21 protein-coding genes are annotated in these 17,738 nt (G+C 64.8%); 18 read left to right on the forward strand and 3 right to left on the reverse strand.

Annotation, left to right across the window (positions count from 1 at the left end; all coding sequences use genetic code 11):
• Positions 1–183 precede the first annotated feature (183 nt).
• The 18 genes from QPR87_RS18660 (at position 184) to QPR87_RS18745 (ending at position 16,329) form a co-directional block, all read left to right on the forward strand.
• A complete protein-coding gene (locus tag QPR87_RS18660; RefSeq protein WP_285050766.1) occupies positions 184–1,134 on the forward strand; it encodes a LysR family transcriptional regulator in 951 nt (316 codons plus the stop codon).
• 182 nt (positions 1,135–1,316) lie between these two features.
• Positions 1,317–3,302 (forward strand): conjugal transfer protein TraG, encoded by a 1,986-nt coding sequence (locus tag QPR87_RS18665; RefSeq protein ID WP_285050768.1) that lies wholly within the window; start codon positions 1,317–1,319, stop codon positions 3,300–3,302.
• A gap of 10 nt (positions 3,303–3,312) precedes the next feature.
• Positions 3,313–3,774 carry a ribbon-helix-helix domain-containing protein gene (locus QPR87_RS18670; protein ID WP_285050769.1) on the forward strand — a complete coding sequence of 154 codons (462 nt, stop codon included), beginning with the start codon at positions 3,313–3,315 and terminating at the stop codon, positions 3,772–3,774.
• 195 nt (positions 3,775–3,969) lie between these two features.
• Complete coding sequence (gene trbB / locus QPR87_RS18675; RefSeq protein WP_502921624.1) at positions 3,970–4,905, forward strand: P-type conjugative transfer ATPase TrbB; 936 nt, start codon at positions 3,970–3,972, stop codon at positions 4,903–4,905.
• Complete coding sequence (locus QPR87_RS18680) at positions 4,902–5,234, forward strand: TrbC/VirB2 family type IV secretion system protein (protein WP_285050771.1); 333 nt, start codon at positions 4,902–4,904, stop codon at positions 5,232–5,234. The genes trbB and QPR87_RS18680 overlap by 4 nt, the downstream gene beginning before the upstream one ends.
• Positions 5,234–5,515: a VirB3 family type IV secretion system protein gene (locus tag QPR87_RS18685; protein WP_285050772.1), complete on the forward strand. Its 282-nt coding sequence runs from the start codon at positions 5,234–5,236 to the stop codon at positions 5,513–5,515. Before QPR87_RS18680 ends, QPR87_RS18685 begins: the two co-directional genes overlap by 1 nt.
• Before the next feature lie 10 nt (positions 5,516–5,525).
• Complete coding sequence (trbE, locus tag QPR87_RS18690; protein ID WP_285050773.1) at positions 5,526–8,018, forward strand: conjugal transfer protein TrbE; 2,493 nt, start codon at positions 5,526–5,528, stop codon at positions 8,016–8,018.
• Positions 8,015–8,776, forward strand: coding sequence for a P-type conjugative transfer protein TrbJ (trbJ, locus tag QPR87_RS18695; RefSeq protein WP_285050775.1), 762 nt, complete (start codon positions 8,015–8,017; stop codon positions 8,774–8,776). Before trbE ends, trbJ begins: the two co-directional genes overlap by 4 nt.
• A 14-nt stretch (positions 8,777–8,790) precedes the next feature.
• Positions 8,791–9,078: a putative entry exclusion protein TrbK-alt gene (gene trbK-alt, locus QPR87_RS18700; RefSeq protein WP_285050776.1), complete on the forward strand. Its 288-nt coding sequence runs from the start codon at positions 8,791–8,793 to the stop codon at positions 9,076–9,078.
• 2 nt (positions 9,079–9,080) lie between these two features.
• A complete protein-coding gene (trbL, locus tag QPR87_RS18705) occupies positions 9,081–10,442 on the forward strand; it encodes a P-type conjugative transfer protein TrbL (protein WP_285050777.1) in 1,362 nt (453 codons plus the stop codon).
• Entirely contained in the window at positions 10,439–11,128 is a 690-nt protein-coding gene (gene trbF / locus QPR87_RS18710) for a conjugal transfer protein TrbF (protein WP_285050778.1), read from the forward strand. Before trbL ends, trbF begins: the two co-directional genes overlap by 4 nt.
• Complete coding sequence (trbG, locus tag QPR87_RS18715; protein ID WP_285050779.1) at positions 11,125–12,117, forward strand: P-type conjugative transfer protein TrbG; 993 nt, start codon at positions 11,125–11,127, stop codon at positions 12,115–12,117. Before trbF ends, trbG begins: the two co-directional genes overlap by 4 nt.
• Positions 12,114–13,244 carry a TraB/TrbI/VirB10 family type IV secretion system protein gene (locus QPR87_RS18720; RefSeq protein ID WP_285050780.1) on the forward strand — a complete coding sequence of 377 codons (1,131 nt, stop codon included), beginning with the start codon at positions 12,114–12,116 and terminating at the stop codon, positions 13,242–13,244. Before trbG ends, QPR87_RS18720 begins: the two co-directional genes overlap by 4 nt.
• Positions 13,245–13,246: 2 nt before the next feature.
• Positions 13,247–13,468: a DUF2274 domain-containing protein gene (locus tag QPR87_RS18725; RefSeq protein WP_285050781.1), complete on the forward strand. Its 222-nt coding sequence runs from the start codon at positions 13,247–13,249 to the stop codon at positions 13,466–13,468.
• Positions 13,469–13,602: 134 nt separating this feature from the next.
• On the forward strand, positions 13,603–13,923 hold the full coding sequence (locus tag QPR87_RS18730) for a hypothetical protein (RefSeq protein WP_285050782.1): 321 nt from the start codon (positions 13,603–13,605) through the stop codon (positions 13,921–13,923).
• The gene (locus QPR87_RS18735; RefSeq protein WP_285050783.1) at positions 13,920–14,273 is read left to right on the forward strand and encodes a toxin-antitoxin system TumE family protein; all 354 of its coding nucleotides are present in this window, start codon (positions 13,920–13,922) and stop codon (positions 14,271–14,273) included. The genes QPR87_RS18730 and QPR87_RS18735 overlap by 4 nt, the downstream gene beginning before the upstream one ends.
• Positions 14,270–14,659: an HVO_A0114 family putative DNA-binding protein gene (locus QPR87_RS18740; protein ID WP_285050784.1), complete on the forward strand. Its 390-nt coding sequence runs from the start codon at positions 14,270–14,272 to the stop codon at positions 14,657–14,659. The genes QPR87_RS18735 and QPR87_RS18740 overlap by 4 nt, the downstream gene beginning before the upstream one ends.
• The gene (locus QPR87_RS18745) at positions 14,656–16,329 is read left to right on the forward strand and encodes a recombinase family protein (protein WP_285050785.1); all 1,674 of its coding nucleotides are present in this window, start codon (positions 14,656–14,658) and stop codon (positions 16,327–16,329) included. The genes QPR87_RS18740 and QPR87_RS18745 overlap by 4 nt, the downstream gene beginning before the upstream one ends.
• 211 nt (positions 16,330–16,540) lie before the next feature.
• Here the strand turns inward: QPR87_RS18745 and QPR87_RS18750 are convergent, their stop codons facing one another.
• The 3 genes from QPR87_RS18750 to QPR87_RS18760 all read right to left on the reverse strand — a co-directional run bounded on the left by QPR87_RS18750 (position 16,541) and on the right by QPR87_RS18760 (position 17,738).
• On the reverse strand, positions 16,541–16,801 hold the full coding sequence (locus QPR87_RS18750; protein ID WP_285050786.1) for a hypothetical protein: 261 nt from the start codon (positions 16,799–16,801) through the stop codon (positions 16,541–16,543).
• 20 nt (positions 16,802–16,821) lie between these two features.
• A complete protein-coding gene (locus QPR87_RS18755) occupies positions 16,822–17,061 on the reverse strand; it encodes a hypothetical protein (RefSeq protein ID WP_285050787.1) in 240 nt (79 codons plus the stop codon).
• A gap of 185 nt (positions 17,062–17,246) precedes the next feature.
• Positions 17,247–17,738, reverse strand: coding sequence for a YciE/YciF ferroxidase family protein (locus tag QPR87_RS18760; RefSeq protein ID WP_028716869.1), 492 nt, complete (start codon positions 17,736–17,738; stop codon positions 17,247–17,249).

Genomic DNA, 17,738 nt, shown 5'->3' on the forward strand with positions numbered 1-17,738 from the left:
GTCAGTATCGTCGGGACATTGGCGGTGACGCTGTTAAACGGCGATACAGCGTGGCCCGTGATTTGTTACGCCACGGCAATGGCAGTGCTGGTGTCGTTGGGGCTGGCGCTCCTTCGATCCCGTGATGGTGTCACCGAGAAGTCGCCAGTCGTCTAGCCGACGACTGGAAGCAGGCCCGCTCCGATGCGGCGCACTAATCATCGAAACCTTGTGAATGGCGGTATCCTGTCCGGCAGGATACCGCTCATTTCCCTTGTCCAATTTATTTCTGTCGCCGAATTTCTGAACTTCCGACATGCAGCCAAGGCGCTCGGCGTCAGCCAGTCAAGCGTGAGTGCGCGCGTGAAAGCGTTGGAAGAAAACCTTGGGGTTCTGCTATTCGAGCGTCATGCGCGCGGTGTTAGGCTGACAGACGCAGGCAGGCACTTCATGGAGCGGGTAACTGCTGGCGTCGATCAACTCGATCACGCGGTGAAGACCGCCAGCATGGCTGCGTCCGGGGAATGTGGACGCCTACGCATCGGCATCCATGCCCTGATCCCGCGCAGCTTCCTCGCAGAATTGCTTGCCAGATACCGGGAAGACTATCCCGGCATCGACATAGACATTACCGAAGGCACGGCCCGCGATGCCGTCATGCAGCTTCGCGCCGACCGGCTGGACATCGTGTTTGTTGCCGGGACACCCGAACCGCCTGACTGCCATTCCCGATGCATATGGGTTGAACCACTGGTCGCGGCGCTGCCGGAGTGCCATCAGCTTGCCGGCCAAACGACCTTGACGTGGGCCGATCTTGCAGGGGAGACGTTCCTTGCCCGGAACGGTGGCACCGGCCCACAGGTGTATGACCATATCGTGCTGCGCCTTGCCGGGCGTTGGCCCGCGTCCTCGATCCTGCGTTTCGACGTTGAACGGGGCACGTTGCTATCCATGGTCGGACAAGGCTTCGGCGTTACTATCGTCGGCGCAGCCACGTCGCTATTGCCCACGTCCGGCGTAATTTTCCTCCCATTCGCGGACGAGCCGGAGCCGGTTCCTTTCTCTGCCGTTTGGTCGCCGTTCAACCGCAGCGCGGCGCTCCGCAACTTGCTGACCCTCGCAAACGACATGGGGCGACGGGTCCGAGCAGACTGATTTCCCCCGCGATTCGGTCCGGCCAGTCGGCATAGATGCCAGCGCAGGCGGCGGCGCAGCCACGACCGTCCTATTTGCCGCCGTCAGTATCCGGCAGCCCTCCCGCATCCTCGTTCCTATTGCCTGCCCGGTTTTTGCCTACTCTCTGATCGGCTCCGTCCCTTTTGCAGACTGGAGCCTAGATGCGCGGAGGCCGAATCTTATGGGGCCAGATCGGGGTGGTTTTCACCATCATTCTGGTGATGACCTGGGCGGCGACGCAATGGACCGCGTTCCGCCTTGGCTTCCAGTCTCAGCTTGGAGCGCCATGGTTCGAGGTGGCGGGCCTGCCGGTCTATTATCCGCCGGCCTTCTTCTGGTGGTGGTTTTCCTTCGACGCCTATGCGCCCGCAATCTTCGTCGAGGGCGGCATCATCGCCGTGTCGGGCGGGTTCCTCGCCATCGCCGCCGCCATCCTCATGTCGATCATCCGGGCACGGGAAGCGCGCAACGTCGCCACCTACGGTTCGGCGCGATGGGCCGAGGACAGAGAAATCCGTGCCGCCGGTCTGCTCGGCCCCGATGGCGTCGTGCTTGGCAGGCATCCCCAGGACTATCTGCGCCATGATGGCCCCGAGCATGTCCTTTGCTTCGCCCCGACCCGCAGCGGCAAAGGCGTGGGGCTTGTGGTGCCGACCCTGTTGACTTGGCCCGGCTCGGCCATCGTTCACGACATCAAAGGGGAGAACTGGACCCTGACAGCGGGCTTCCGGGCGAAACATGGCCGCGTCCTCCTGTTCGATCCGACCAACGCCAGATCGTCCGCCTACAACCCGTTGCTCGAAGTCCGGCAAGGGGAATGGGAAGTGAGGGACGTTCAGAACATCGCCGATATTCTGGTCGATCCCGAAGGCTCGCTCGACAAGCGCAACCATTGGGAAAAGACCAGCCATAGCCTGCTTGTCGGCGCGATCCTGCATGTTCTCTATGCGGAGTCCGACAAGACGCTGGCGGGGGTTGCCAATTTCCTGTCCGATCCCCGCCGTCCCGTCGAGGCGACCTTGCGCGCCATGATGGACACGCCGCACCTTGGCGAAGCGGGCGTTCATCCCGTCATTGCGTCGTCGGCGCGGGAACTGCTCAACAAGTCAGAGAACGAACGGTCAGGCGTTCTTAGCACCGCCATGTCCTATTTGGGGCTATACCGCGACCCCGTGGTGGCGCGTGTCACGGCCCGCTGCGACTGGCGCATTGCCGATCTGGTCGGCAGCCGCCAGCCTGTCAGCCTCTATCTTGTCGTGCCGCCGTCCGACATCAACCGGACGAAGCCGCTTATCCGCCTGATCCTCAACCAGATCGGCAGGCGGTTGACCGAGGATTTGAACACGTCCGGCAGGCGCCATCGCCTGCTGTTGATGCTGGACGAATTTCCGGCGCTCGGCAGGCTGGATTTTTTTGAATCGGCCTTGGCGTTCATGGCCGGCTACGGGATGAAGTCGTTTCTGATCGCCCAATCGCTCAACCAGATTGAGCGCGCCTATGGGCCGAACAACGCGATCCTCGACAACTGCCATGTCCGCGTCGCCTTCGCCACGAACGACGAACGGACGGCCAAGAGGATCAGCGAAGCCCTCGGCACAGCGACCGAGATGCGCGATTCCACCAACTATGCCGGGCATAGACTGGCCCCGTGGCTCGGACATTTGATGGTGTCGCGGCAGGAGACAGCGCGGCCGCTGCTCACGCCGGGCGAGGTGATGCAGCTTCCGCCATCCGAGGAAATCGTCATGGTCGCCGGAACGCCGCCGATCCGCGCTGCCAAGGCGCGCTATTTCGAGGATGCGCGGTTCATGGAACGCATCCTGACCCCGCCCGATCCGGCGGCCGGTCCCGCCACGAAGCCTTCATCCGACGATTGGTCGAGCCGCGTGGTCGCGGCGGCAGGCCATCCCGTGACGGACGCCGCCGGCAGGGTCGAAGGCGACCCGGCCAATGCCGGCATCCGCCGCGAGCCGGAATTGCCCGAGCATGAGGAAATCGTCGCGCCGCCGCCGTCGCCCGCGCAGGAGTTCGACATTCTGGACGACGAACCGGACGTGGACGCTGCCAAGGCCCGCGCCATGCGCCAGCGCATGAGGATGGTCGCGCGGCAGGTCGCCATGAACCCCGATGATGGAATCGAGCTTTGAGGACACGCCCATGACCACGCGAACCCGCCTGAATCTCTATTTCGACCCCGCGCTCATGCCGCAGATCGAGACGCTGGCGCTGCGCCGGAAGGTGTCGAAATCCGCCATCGTGGAGGCGGCGGTCATGTCCTACCTGTCCGGCGATGCCGCCGACCAGCTCGAAGCAGCCATGTCGCGCCGCCTGGACAAGCTCGGCCGCCAGATTGACGCGCTGGACCTGGACCTTGCCGCCCTCGGCGAGACGGTTTCGCTGTTCATCCTGTTCTGGCTGACCTTCACGCCACCGCTTTCGGGGAGCGCGCAATCCGCCGCCCGTGCAAAGGGCGCGGAACGGTTCGAGGGCTTCATGCAGACCCTCGGCAAGCGCCTCGCCACCGGAGACAGGTTTCTCAAGGAGCTGTCGCGCGACATCGACTCACCCCGCGAAAGCCAGTCAACAGATGAGCCGGAGGCTAACGGCGATCCGGCTTGAGTATTCAAGTCCATCCTATTTGCCGCCGTTCGCCGCCGATGCCCGCCTACACTTAGATACTTGTTGAAGCGGCCGGATTTCGGCCTCTCTTAATCGACCCCGATCCGGGGATTGCCTGTCGCGTCCCTGCCGAAAGCCGGGGCCGACATGACTGCCAACCACCACAGACCAGAAGCGATCCAGCGCGGTGCGCGCATGTTGCGCACCGCGCTCGGGCCGGCAATCGCGCGTCTGCTCGAAGACCCGGCCGTGGTCGAGGTGATGCTGAATCCCGATGGCCGCCTTTGGGTGGACCGGCTTTCCGAAGGGCTGGCCGACACGGGCGAACGCCTGTCCGCCGCCGATGGCGAACGCATCGTGCGCCTGGTCGCCCATCATGTCGGCGCGGAGGTTCACGCCCGCAGCCCGCGCGTCTCGGCCGAGCTTCCCGAAACCGGCGAGCGGTTCGAGGGGCTGCTTCCGCCCGTGGTCGCCGCGCCAGCCTTCGCCATCCGCAAGCCCGCCGTCGCCGTGTTCACGCTCGACGACTATGTGGCGGCCGACATCATGACCGCCGATCAGGCGGATACGCTGCGCGCCGCTGTCCAGTCCCGCGCTAACATTCTGGTGGCGGGCGGCACGTCCACCGGCAAGACCACGCTGACCAATGCGCTGCTCGCCGAGGTGGCGAAGGGCGCGGATCGCGTCGTCATCATCGAGGACACGCGCGAGCTGCAATGCGCCGCGCCGAACCTTGTGGCGATGCGAACGAAGGATGGCGTCGCCAGCCTGTCGGACCTTGTGCGGTCCTCGCTGCGCCTGCGCCCCGACCGCATCCCCATCGGCGAGGTGCGCGGCCCCGAAGCCCTGGACCTGCTCAAAGCCTGGGGGACGGGACACCCCGGCGGCATCGGCACCATCCATGCCGGTTCCGGCATCGGCGCGCTGCGCCGCCTTGAACAGCTCATTCAAGAGGCTGTCGTCACCGTTCCCCGCGCCCTGATCGCGGAAACCATCGACCTTGTTGCCGTCCTCGCCGGGCGCGGTTCCGCGCGCCGGCTGGCCGAACTCGCCCGCGTCGAAGGGCTGGGGCCGGACGGCGATTACCGCATCACCCAAGCAATCCCCACCAGCACAGGAGAATCTTCATGATCCGCACGATTTCGCGCGGCTATCGCTTCCCCGCGACCGCCGCATCCACCCTTGTCATCAGCCTTATGCTCGCACCGGCCGCCCATGCGTCCGGTTCGTCGATGCCATGGGAAGCCCCCCTTCAAAGCATCCTCCAGTCCATCGAGGGGCCGGTCGCCAAGATCATCGCCGTCATCATCATTATCGCCACCGGCCTGACGCTGGCCTTTGGCGATACAGGCGGCGGTTTCCGCAAGCTGATCCAGATCGTGTTCGGCTTGTCGATTGCCTTCGCGGCGTCGAGCTTCTTTTTGTCCTTCTTCTCGTTCGGCGGCGGGGCGCTCGTTTGATGGCCGCCGCGTTCGAGCAACTGGAAGCCGTGCCGGGATTTTCCGTTCCGGTCCACCGGGCGTTGACCGAGCATATTTTGCTCGGCGGCGCACCGCGCTCCATCGCTATCATGAACGGGACGCTTGCCGGGGCCGTGGGCCTCGGCCTGCGCCTCTGGCTGGTTGGCCTCGCCCTATGGGCCATCGGGCATTTCGTGGCCGTGTGGGCGGCGAAGCGCGATCCCCAATTCGTCGAAGTCGGGCGCAGGCATCTGCGCATCCCGGCTTTTCTGGCGGTGTGAGGGCGCTGCCATGATGAATCTTGTAGAATACCGCCGCACCGCGTCCCGGCTCGCCGACTATCTGCCATGGGCGGCATTGGTCGGCTCGGGTGTCGTCTTGAACAAGGACGGCTCATTCCAGCGCACCGCGAAGTTTCGCGGTCCCGATCTGGATTCCGCCGTCGCCGCCGAGCTGGTCGCCGTAGCAGGCCGCATCAACAATGCCGTGCGCCGTCTCGGATCGGGGTGGAGCATCTTCGTCGAGGCGCAGCGCAGCGAAGCCGCTACCTATCCCGACAGCATGTTTCCCGATCCTGCGTCGGCGCTAGTCGATGCAGAGCGGAAAGCCGGTTTCGAGGAAGCCGGCGCGCATTTCGTCTCGGGTTATTTCCTCACCTTTCTCTGGCTACCCCCGGCCGAGGAAGCCGCGCGAGCGGAAAGCTGGCTCTACGAAGGCCGCGAGCAATCCGGGGTAAACCCGCACGAATTGCTGCGCGGCTTCGTGGACCGCACCGACCGCGTTCTGGCGCTGCTCGACGGCTTCATGCCGGAGTGCCGATGGCTCGATGACGCCGGCACACTCACCTATCTCCATTCGACGGTTTCCACGAACCGGCATCGCGTCCGAGTCCCGGAAGTGCCGATGTATCTGGACGCGCTGTTGGCCGACCAGCCGCTGACCGGCGGGCTGGAGCCTCGGCTTGGCAAGGCGCATCTGCGCGTCCTGACCATCGTGGGATTCCCGACTGCAACGACGCCCGGCCTGCTCGACGAGATGAACCGGCTGGCCTTCCCCTACAGGTGGAACACCCGCGCCATCCTGCTCGACAAAACCGACGCCACGCGGCTGCTCACCAGGATCAGGCGGCAATGGTTCGCCAAGCGCAAGAGCGTGGCGGCGATCTTGAAAGAGGTCATGACGAACGAGGCGTCCGCCCTGGTGGACACCGACGCCGCCAACAAGGCGCTCGACGCCGACATGGCCTTGCAGGAACTCGGGGCGGACGTGGCGGGCATGGCCTATGTCACCGCCACGGTGACGGTATGGGACGACGATCCCCGCCTTGCCGACGAGAAGTTGCGGCTGGTCGAGAAGATCGTTCAGGGCCGCGACTTCACCGTCATGGCCGAGAGCGTCAACGCGGTTGATGCGTGGCTCGGCAGCCTGCCGGGCCACGCCTACGCCAACGTGCGGCAGCCGCCCATCAGCACATTGAATCTCGCCCATATGGTGCCGTTGAGCGCCGTTTGGGCGGGGCCGGAACGGGACGAGCATGTCGGCGACGCTCCATTGCTATACGCCAGGACCGAAGGCTCCACCCCGTTCCGGCTAAGTCTCCATGTCGGCGATGTAGGCCACACCCTTGTCGTCGGCCCCACGGGCGCGGGCAAGAGCGTGCTGCTCGCCCTCATGGCGCTCCAGTTTCGCCGCTACGCCAGAAGCCAGGTGTTCGCGTTCGACTTCGGCGGCAGCATCCGCGCCGCTGCGCTCGCTATGTCCGGGGACTGGCACGACCTCGGCGGCGGCTTGACCGATGGGGCCGAATCTTCCGTCTCGCTCCAGCCGCTTGCCCGCATCCATGACACCTATGAACGCGCCTGGGCGGCGGACTGGATTGTGGCGATCCTCATGCGCGAAGGCATAACGATCACGCCGGAGGTGAAGGAGCATATCTGGACGGCGCTGACCTCGTTAGCGTCTGCGCCGGTCGAGGAACGCACCATCACCGGCCTCGCGGTCCTGCTGCAAAGCAATGACCTCAAACAAGCCCTTCGGCCGTATTGCGTCGGCGGGGCCTATGGGCGGCTGCTCGATGCCGAAGCGGAACACCTTGGCGCGGCGGACGTGCAAGCCTTCGAGATCGAGGGGCTTGTTGGAACCGGCGCGGCCCCGGCGGTTCTGGCCTATCTCTTTCATCGTATCGGCGACCGGCTCGACGGGCGGCCCACGCTGCTCATCATAGATGAAGGCTGGCTTGCGCTGGACGACGAGGCGTTCGCCAGCCAGCTCCGCGAATGGCTCAAGACGTTGAGAAAAAAGAACGCCTCGGTCGTCTTCGCCACGCAAAGCCTGTCCGACATCGACGGCAGCAACATCGCGCCGGCCATTATCGAGAGCTGCCCGACACGGCTCTTGCTGCCGAACGAGCGCGCCATCGAGCCGCAGATTACCGCGATCTATAGGCGGTTCGGATTGAATGACCGGCAGATCGAAATCCTCGCAAGGGCCACGCCCAAGCGGGATTATTACTGCCAAAGCCGCAGGGGCAATCGGCTGTTCGAGCTTGGCCTGTCGCAAGTCGGCCTCGCGCTCTGCGCCGCATCCGCCAAATCCGACCAGACACTCATTGCGCAGATCGTCGCCGAACACGGCCGCGACGGCTTCCTCGCCGCATGGCTGCGCGAGCGCGGCGTCGATTGGGCGGCCGACCTGATCCCGAACCTCACCAATCTCGCCGACCGGACGGAATCCGCCGTGCCGGCCCGGCTCGATAGCCACCCCACACAGGAGATTCTTCCATGACCTATCCCAAGATCGTCGGAGCCTCGGCCCTCGCGCTGGCGCTCGCCGTGCCGGTCGCGCTTTCGCCCATGCTGGCGACCCCGGCCTATGCGCAATGGGTCGTCTATGACCCGAGCAACTATGCGCAAAACCTGCTCACCGCCGCGCGGACGCTGGAACAGATCAACAACCAGATCACCAGCCTCCAGAACGAAGCGCAGATGCTTATCAACCAGGCTCGAAATCTGGCGAGCCTGCCATATAGCTCGCTCCAGCAGCTCCAGCAGAATGTGAGCCGCACACAGCAGCTTTTGGGACAGGCGCAGAACATCGCCTTCGAGGTCGGGCAGATCGACCAAGCGTTCCAGCGGCAATATGGCAACGTCTCGCTTTCGACGACCGATGCCCAACTTGTCGCCGACGCGCGCAGCCGATGGGGGAACACGGTCGGCGGCTTGCAGGACGCGATGCGCGTTCAGGCGGGTGCGGTCGGCAATATCGACAGCAACCGCGCCGAGATGGCCGCGCTGGTCGGTCAGAGCCAGGGCGCGACCGGGGCGCTGCAAGCGACGCAGGCGGGCAACCAGCTCCTTGCCCTCCAGTCGCAGCAGCTTTCCGACCTGATCGCGGTCATCTCGGCAAACGGCCGCGCCGACGCGCTGACCGAGGCGGAACGCGCCGCCGCCGCCGAACAGGGCCGCGAGCAGCGCCGCCGCTTCCTCACGCCGGGCAGCGGTTATCAGCCGGGCAACGCGCAGATGTTCAACAACGGCAACTGACCGGGAGGCTCGCCATGGACGGCAAGATGCTGGCCCGGCTCGGGGCCGTGGTGTTCGTCGCCATCGCCGTCACGGCGACCGCAATCGACATGGCGCGGAAGGATGAACCTTCCGCGCCGCCCCCTGCGCCGGCCTTCCAACCCCCGGCCGATCCGCTGCGCGAAACCCTGCGCCGCTGCCAGCAGCTCGGCGACGCGGCGGCAAGTGACGCCGACTGCCTCGCCGCGTGGGCGCAATCCCGTGACCGATTCCTCGGCCGCCCGTCCACGCCCGCCACGCCGCAAGCCAGCGAAGGGCGCTGACCATGGGAAACACCGGCGTCATCGACAATTTCCTCGGCGTGTTCACGTCCTACATCGACAGCGGATTCGGCCTGTTGTCGGGCGAAGTCGCCTTCGTAGCGACAACGCTGATCGTCATCGACGTGACGCTTGCCGCGCTGTTTTGGGCCTGGGGCGCGGATGAAGACATCATCGCCCGGCTGGTGAAAAAGACCCTGTTCGTCGGCGTCTTCGCCTACATCATCGGCAACTGGAACAACCTCGCCCGGATCGTGTTCGAGAGCTTCGCCGGCCTCGGCCTCATGGCGTCCGGCACCAGCTTTTCCGTCACCGATTTGATGCGACCCGGCCGCGTCGCACAGACCGGGCTCGACGCGGGGCGTCCGCTTCTGGAGTCGATCAGCGATTTGATGGGCTGGATCGCCTTCTTCGAGAACTTCATCCAGATCGCTTGCCTGCTGTTTGCGTGGGCGCTGGTGGTGCTGGCGTTTTTCATTCTGGCGATCCAGCTATTCGTCACCCTGATCGAGTTCAAATTGGTGACGCTCGCCGGCTTCGTTCTCATCCCCTTCGGGCTTTGGGGCAAAAGCGCCTTCATGGCCGAAAAGGTGCTTGGGAACGTGGTGTCGTCCGGCATCAAGGTTCTCGTTCTCGCCGTCATCATCGGCATCGGCAGCACCTTGTTTTCGCAGTTCACCGCCGGGTTCGGCGGGGCGACCCCGACCATCGACGACGCCATGGCAATCGTGCTGGCAGCCTTGTCGCTGCTCGGCCTCGGCATCTTCGGGCCGGGCATCGCCAATGGCATAGTAAGCGGCGGGCCGCAGCTCGGCGCAGGCGCGGCCGTGGGAACCGGCCTTGCGGTCGCGGGCGCAGCCGTCGCCGCAGGCGGCGGGGCCATGCTCGCCGCCAAGGGCGGAGCTGCTGCCCTGTCCGGCGGGGCCGCGGCCGTTCGCGGCGGTGCGGCTACCGCGGGCGCGGCGACCGCCGCCTATAGCGTCGGTGCGCTCGGCCAGTCCGGCGCGGCCGGCGTCGCTTCCGGCCTGGGCGGCGTTGCGCGCGCCGCAGGATCGGCAGCTATCTCGCCCCTTAAACGTGCTGCTGCGCGCGCTTCCGAGTCCGTCAAATCCAGCTTCTCCGCAGGGGCGAAGGCGGGATTCGGCGCTACGGGTGGCGGCTCCACCATGGGAACGGTCGGCGGCTCAAGCGCCGACACAGCCGCCGCAGCATCCGACACGGCCGGCAGCCCGCCGGCCTGGGCGCAGCGGATGCGGCGCTCGCAGGCCATGAACCACGGCACGACCATGGCCGCACACGCTGTCCGCTCCGGCGATGGCCACGGCGGCGGTTCTTCCATCAACCTTTCCGAAAGTGACCGCTCATGAGCATCTTCAAACGACCATCGACCCATTACGGCAAGACGCCGGAACCCGAGACGCCCTATCAGAAGGCCGCGCAGGTCTGGGACGAGCGCATTGGCTCGGCCCGTCTCCAGGCGCGCAACTGGCGCTATATGGCCTTCGGCTCGCTGATCCTGTCGGCCGGTTTCGCATCCGCCCTTGTCTGGCAATCAGCGCGCGGGACCGTGGTTCCCTGGATTGTTCAGGTGGACAATCTTGGTCAGGCGCAGACCGTGGCACCCGCTACGGCCGACTATCGGCCGACTGACCCACAAATCGCATGGCATCTCGGCCGCTTCATCGAGCAGGTCCGCGCGATCCCGGCAGACCCGATCATCGTTCGCCAGAACTGGCTTCGGGCCTATGAATGGACGACCGACCGGGGCGCGGCGGCGCTCAACGACTACGCCCGCGCCAATGACCCCTTCGCCAAGGTCGGCCGGAGCCAAGTCGCCGTCGAGGTTTCCAGCGTCATCAGGGCGTCCCCCGACAGCTTCCGCGTGGCCTGGACGGAAAGGCATTTCGAGAACGGCCAGCTTGCCACGACCGAGCGATGGACGGCCATCCTAACCATCGCCGTCCAGCCACCGCGCGACGCCGAGCGTCTGCGCGCCAATCCGCTCGGCATCTACGTCAATGCAATCAACTGGTCGAGGGAGATGGGCCAATGATTCGCGCCATCAGCAAATCGACCGTCTCCGCATTGCTCCTGTCGGCGACCATGCTGGCGGGCTGCGCCACCAACCGGACGCCGCAATTTAGCTATGACGCCAGCGTTCCGCCGCTGCCGACCGTGCAGGCCGCCGCGACCGACGACACGCCCCGGCCTCTGCATACGCCACCGGCCTGGACCGTGGCGCGTGGTGGCGAGGCAGCGGGAACGGCAACCGGCCGCGTCGAGAACGCCAATGCCGCCGCCCGCGTCGAGCCGCGCCGGGAAGGCTATTACAACGCCATCCAGATTTTCCCGTGGAGCGAAGGCGCGCTCTATCAGGTCTATGCTGCGGTCGGGCAGATCACCAGCATCGCCCTGGAACCAGGCGAGAGCCTAACCGGCGCGGGGCCGATTGCGGCGGGCGACACCGCCCGCTGGATCATCGGCGACACGGAATCCGGTTCAGGAGCAAATCGCCGCGTCCATATCCTCGTGAAGCCGACGCGCCCGGACATCGCCACAAACCTTGTCGTGACTACCGACCGGCGCACCTACATGATCGAGCTGCGCGCACGGGAATCGCTCTACATGCCCGCCGTCGCCTGGGCCTACCCCGCGACGCCCGGCCAGCGCCGAACCGTTCCGGCAGCCCCGATCATCCCGGCCGAGGCGGCGCGGAACTATCGCTACGGCCTGACCGGAGACAGCCCGCCGTGGCGGCCCATCTCCGTCTTCGACGATGGCCGCCGCGTCTATGTCGTCTTCCCGGCCGGGATCGTGCAGGGCGAGATGCCGCCGATCTTCGTTCTCGACGCGAACGGCGAACCGCAGATCGTCAATTCCCGCATCCACCAGAACGTCCTGATCGTGGACCGGCTGTTCGGCGCGGCCGAGCTGCGCCTTGGCAGCGGCAATCGCCAGCAGACGGTCAGGATCGTCCGCATCAACCCGACGCAGGCGGCAGACGCGCAGCACGCCAGCACGACCGGAGGCTCCCCCTCATGACAGACAACACCATCACCGACACCGCCGCGCCCATGCGGCTGCGCGCCGAACCGCCCCGTGTCACCCGCCTGTCCCGCAAGATGCTGGCAGGCGTCGGAGCCGTCGCGCTTCTCGGCATAGGCGGCGCGCTGATCTACGCGCTCCAGACACGCGATGGGGGACAGGGCAGCGAAGAACTCTATTCCACCGAGAACCGATCCACGGCGGACGGTCTTGCCGGTTTGCCGCGCGACTATACCGGGCCAGTGCTCGGTCCCGCTCTGCCGGGCGACCTCGGCCGCCCGATCCTCGACGCGCAGAACAGGGGACAGCCGGTCGCGCCGCCCGTCATGGCGACGCCCGCCGTCGATCCCGCAGAGGAACGCCGCCGCGCCGAGGAAGAAGCCGCGCGCTTGAGCAACGTGTTCTTTCAGTCAGGCCCGCGCACGGGAGCGCCGGCAGGAACGGCCATGCCCGGCCTTGCCGGCCTCGGCGGACAGCCTGCGACGCAGGACCGGCACGCGGCTTTCCTCAATGGACCCGTGAACCGCCAGACCGTCGCACCGGATCGCGTCACCCTGCCAGCTTCGCCCTTCATCCTTCAGGCTGGGGCCGTGATCCCGGCCGCGCTGATAACCGGCATCCGTTCCGACCTTCCGGGCCAGATCACGGCCCAAGTCACCGAGAACGTCTATGACAGCCCGACCGGCTCGCTGCTCCTGATCCCGCAGGGAACGCGCATCATCGGCCAATACGATGACGGCGTGACCTTCGGCCAGCGCCGCGTGTTGCTGGTGTGGAACCGCCTGATCCTGCCCGGCGGCCGTTCCATCGTCCTTGAGCGCCTGCCAGGCGCAGACGCCAGCGGCTATGCCGGCCTTGAGGATGGTGTCGATTATCACTGGTGGGATCTGATGAAGGCCGCAGGGCTGTCCACGCTGCTTGGCATGGGCACCGAACTTGCCACCAGCGACGAGGACCGGCTTATCCGCGCCATCCGCGACGGGGCGCAGGATACCGTCAATCAGGCGGGCCAGCGGATCGTCCAGCGCCAGTTGCAGGTTGCTCCCACACTGACCATCCGGCCCGGCTTCCCGGTCAGGATCATCGTCACCCGTGACCTTGTGTTCGAGCCGGCAGGAGGTTGACCATGACCAAGCTGAAACTCGGCCCGCTGCCCGACGACAAGCCCGTGAAGGTAACGGTGGAGCTACCCGCGCCGCTTCACCGCGATCTGAGCGCCTATGCCGAGGTGCTGGCCCGTGAAACCGGCCAGCCCGCCGCCGATCCCGTCAGGCTCATCGTGCCAATGCTGGAGAGGTTCATCGCCACAGATCGCGGTTTCGCCAAGGCACGACGCGCCGCAAGCTAAGTCCCATCCCGGCGGGGTGCCGCCAGCGCATCAACGCAAATGCGGCACGCTACAGCCCGCCGACTGCCCTCCATGGTTCGCTTAATTCCGGGGCCTTCATCGCCCCGGAATCCACCAGAACCAAGGAGGATTCCATGTGCGCAGAGCGCCGCCGCACCTGCAAAGGGCGGCCACGACAGCCGGTTCCCGAGACACTTCCCGACGATCTATTCGACTATGCCGACGAACCCACGCCGGACGGCCGGGAGCGTCGCAGGTCGCCGCTTCGCATCGTCGATGTGGAGTCGTTGCCGGTCTTCGACGACTGGCCCGAGAAGGTGCCGATCACCGAGGAAGAACTGCAAATCTTCGAGCGGTATTTCGGCGATGTTCTCGACCGGCTGTTCGGCCCAATCGACGATCCCGACAATCAGGGCTTGCAGTCGTTAACATCAGATGGTAACAGTAAGTCATGAGCGAGGATCGTGACCCGAGCCTCGACACGCTTCTGGACCTCGACGGCCAGGTGCTCGTTGTCGATCCCGAGGGCGGCCATTGGGTGAAGTTCGTCGTCACCCGCGTTCCGGCATCACCGGAGAAGCCGCACGGCCTCGATTACTCGCTCACGCTTCACGGGCCTTCGGGCGAACGACTGGTCGGCTTCGACAATGCCCATCCGGTCCGCCGGGGTAGGCGCGGCGAGCCGCTGGACCATCGGCACCGCCTCCAGACCGTGAAGCCTTACGCCTACGAGGATGCGGCCACGCTGCTGGCCGACTTCTGGCAGGCGGTGGACGCGGTGTTGAAGGAGCGAGGCGTAACATGACCACATTGAAAGTCGGGATTGCCGACTACGAAGAAATGAAGGCTCGCACCATGCGGATTGCCAAGGGCGAGGAAAAGCCCGCGCCCGACGATCCGAAGGTGTGGTTCACGTCCACGGAATCCTTTGCGCAAATCCTCTCCAGCGGGAACCGCGAGTTGCTGCGCGTCATCGACGAGCAGTCGCCCGGCTCGCTGGAAGAACTGTCGAAGATCACCGGGCGAACCAAGCCGAGCTTGTCCCGAACCCTCAAGACGATGGCGAACTATGGCCTTGTCCGCATGGACCCCGGCGAAGGCCAGAAGCTCGTGCCGAAGGTTCTTCATGATCGCGTGGCGCTGGAGTTGCCGCTGATCGAGCGCCGGGCCGCGAAAGGAAGCGCGCTATGAATATGCAAAGTCCCCATGTCGCGCTGCGCGCCGCGCTCTACCTGCGCGTCTCCACGACGCGGCAGGCCGAGCATGACGTGTCGATCCCCGACCAGCGCAAGCAGGGCGAGGCTTATTGCGCCTCGCGCGGCTACCAGCTTGTCGAAACTTTCGTGGAAGCTGGCGCTTCGGCCACCAATGACCGCCGCCCCGAGTTTCAACGGATGATCGAAGCCGGCACGTCCAAGCCCGCGCCCTTCGATGTTGTCGTGGTCCACTCATTCAGCCGGTTCTTCCGCGATCACTTCGAGCTGGAGTTCAACGTCAGGAAGCTCGCCAAGAACGGCGTGAAGCTGGTTTCGATCACGCAGGAAATGGGCGACGACCCCATGCACGTCATGATGCGGCAGATCATGGCTCTGTTCGACGAATACCAGTCGAAGGAGAACGGCAAGCACGTCATGCGGGCCTTGAAGGAGAACGCGCGGCAGGGCTTCTGGAACGGCTCGTTGCCGCCCATCGGCTACCGTGTCGTCGATGCCGAGCAGCGCGGCGCGAAGATGAAGAAGAAGCTGGAAATCGACCCGCTTCATGCCGACACCGTGCGGCTGATCTTCCGCCTTGCATCGGAAGGCGATGGCACGTCCGGCCCCATGGGCGTCAAGAACATCGTCAACCACCTGAACAAGCACCGCATGTTCACGCGCAACGGCGGACGTTGGGGTATCGGCCAGCTTCACCGTGTCCTGACCCGGCGCACCTATATCGGCGAGCATCGCTTCAATCGCCGCTCCAATAAGGGAGTGGTGAAGCCCGAGGAGGAAATCGTCACCGTCCCCGTGCCGCCGCTGATCGACCTTGAGATATTCGAGGCGGTCCAGAGGCGCTTGCAGGTCAACAATCCGAAGGTGACGCCGCCGCGCGTCGTCAGCGGCCCGAACCTGCTGACCGGCATTTGCCATTGTGGCAACTGCGGCGGGGCCATGACGCTGCGCACCGGCAAGAACGGCCGCTATCGCTATTATGCCTGCTCGATCCGGGCGCGGCAGGGCGAAACCGGCTGCAAGGGCCGGGCGATCCCCATGGACAAGCTCGACCGCATCGTGGTCAGCCATATCGAGGAAAGGCTACTCGACCCCGAGCGGATCGAAGACGTTCTCGCCTCGCTTCTGGATCGCCGTCAGGAGGGCGTCGAGCGGCGCAGCCAGCATATCGCAGAGTTGAACCACCGCGCGGCCGAGGCCGACAACCGCCTCAAGCGCCTCTACGACGCCATTGAAGCCGGTTCGCTCGACCCGGCCGAATCCTCCCTTGGCGAACGCATCGCGGGCCTCACGGCGCTCCGCGATCAGGCGCGGGCTGACGCCACGCGGATCGAAGCCATGCTCGCAAGCTCCACTCACCAGCGCCTCACAGGGACAGCCGTGCGGGAATTGGCGAGCGAAGCACGGATCCGGCTCCGTCTGGATAAGGGCGGCTATCGGCGGGAACACGTTCGGGCCTTTGCGCAGCGCGTCGAGGTCGCGGACGATGCCATCTATCTCAAAGGAAGCAAAAACGTCCTGTTGAGGACGCTGGTAGCTACGAAGGGAGGGAAAACGGCGGGAATCGGCGTTCCCGGTTTTATACCGAAGTGGCGGACGGTGAGGAACCGAACTAATCCTTATTTTTCAATCCGCAAGACGGGCTGATGATACAAAATCCAACCGCAAGAAATCAATGAGTTGCGCAGAGAAGTGTATCACCGCCCAGCACCACGCCCGACGTCAGGTGTGACAACCTGCCTCACTGTCAATAGAGACAACTTTCGCGCGGCGGTATCTCGCTATAGTTAACCGACCAGTTAGCCAGCTTATGTTAGCCAGTGAGAACCAGCCGGGCCTTCGGGTCCGGCTTTTAAAACTAGGGCGCCGCGGCTTGCCGCAGCCCGAGCGCGTTCCTGGCATCGTGCAGGGCCTCGGTCATGGTGCCGGCATCTCCATACTCTGGTGGATCGGTGAATATCCTCCAGCTCCAGTGACCACCCCATTCCCGCTGCACCCGGCCGACGACGACTCCGTTGCGCAGCATGTCGTAGGTGTTCTCGATCACATATCCGCCGATGGCGCGCACCGGCCGGAAGCTCCAGCGGCGTTTCCAGTCTCGGATAACCCGCAATTTCATGGCGTCACCGAGGCGGTCGCTCACGCCGCCATGTCGAGGATGTCGAACGCCAGATACAGATCATCCTCGATCAGATCGGCCTTGATCGTGACCACGGCGTCTCCGGCCTCGGCCGAGCGCAACCGCGCCGTCCAGATTTCGTCCCGGCCGCGCAGGTCCACCACGGCATGCCCGGCAAACCGGAATGCGAGATAGCGGCGCACATGCGCCTCCATGCTGTCCTCTGGCTCGACCGCCAGGACGTTGCTGATGATCATCATGACCGCCTCCTGATTCTCAACTTCCGAATGAGAACATAAAGAGAACAGTTGTGTCTAGATGCTCGGTGATCACGCTGCGGTAGGGACCCGTCCCGCCTCGTTCGGGCCGAGGCGAGACGGTGAACTGTTGCGCCGTATGCGTTAGCTTGCAGGCTTCAACAGCCTAAGTCATAAAAGAACAACGGTTATTTCTTGGAGGGTTGCTTGGCCTCATTCACGGCGGTTACCGCAAGCGCAGTCAGTTTTGCGTTCGCAGCTTTTTCCTCGTCCAGGATGGATGTAAGCAACGTGTGCGCTTCGTCATGGCCCAGAACCTTGGCCCATTCGCGCAACGTGCCATAACGCGCTATCTCGTAGTGTTCGACCGCTTGGGCCGCTCCGATCAGCGCCACATCCAAGGCATGGCCCGAAGCCTCTTCAATCAGGCCATCGGTCTCCTTCAGCAGACCGTCCATGGCGTCGCATTTTTCGCCTTTGGCTTCCTGCCCGATCGACTTGAAGACCGCCTCCAGGGTCTTAATGTGTCCTTTGGTTTCCTTGAGATGGCCGTCAATTGCCGTCTTTAGCTCGGCGTTGTTTGCGGATTTGGAGACCTTGGGCAGGGACTTGGACAGGGCGTTCTCTGCCCAGTAGATATCCTGCAAAGTATGCTCGAACGCGTCCTGCAACGTTTTCAT

This window comes from Paracoccus sp. SSJ (assembly GCF_030234105.1).
In the GTDB taxonomy this organism is placed as follows: Bacteria; Pseudomonadota; Alphaproteobacteria; order Rhodobacterales; family Rhodobacteraceae; genus Paracoccus; species Paracoccus denitrificans.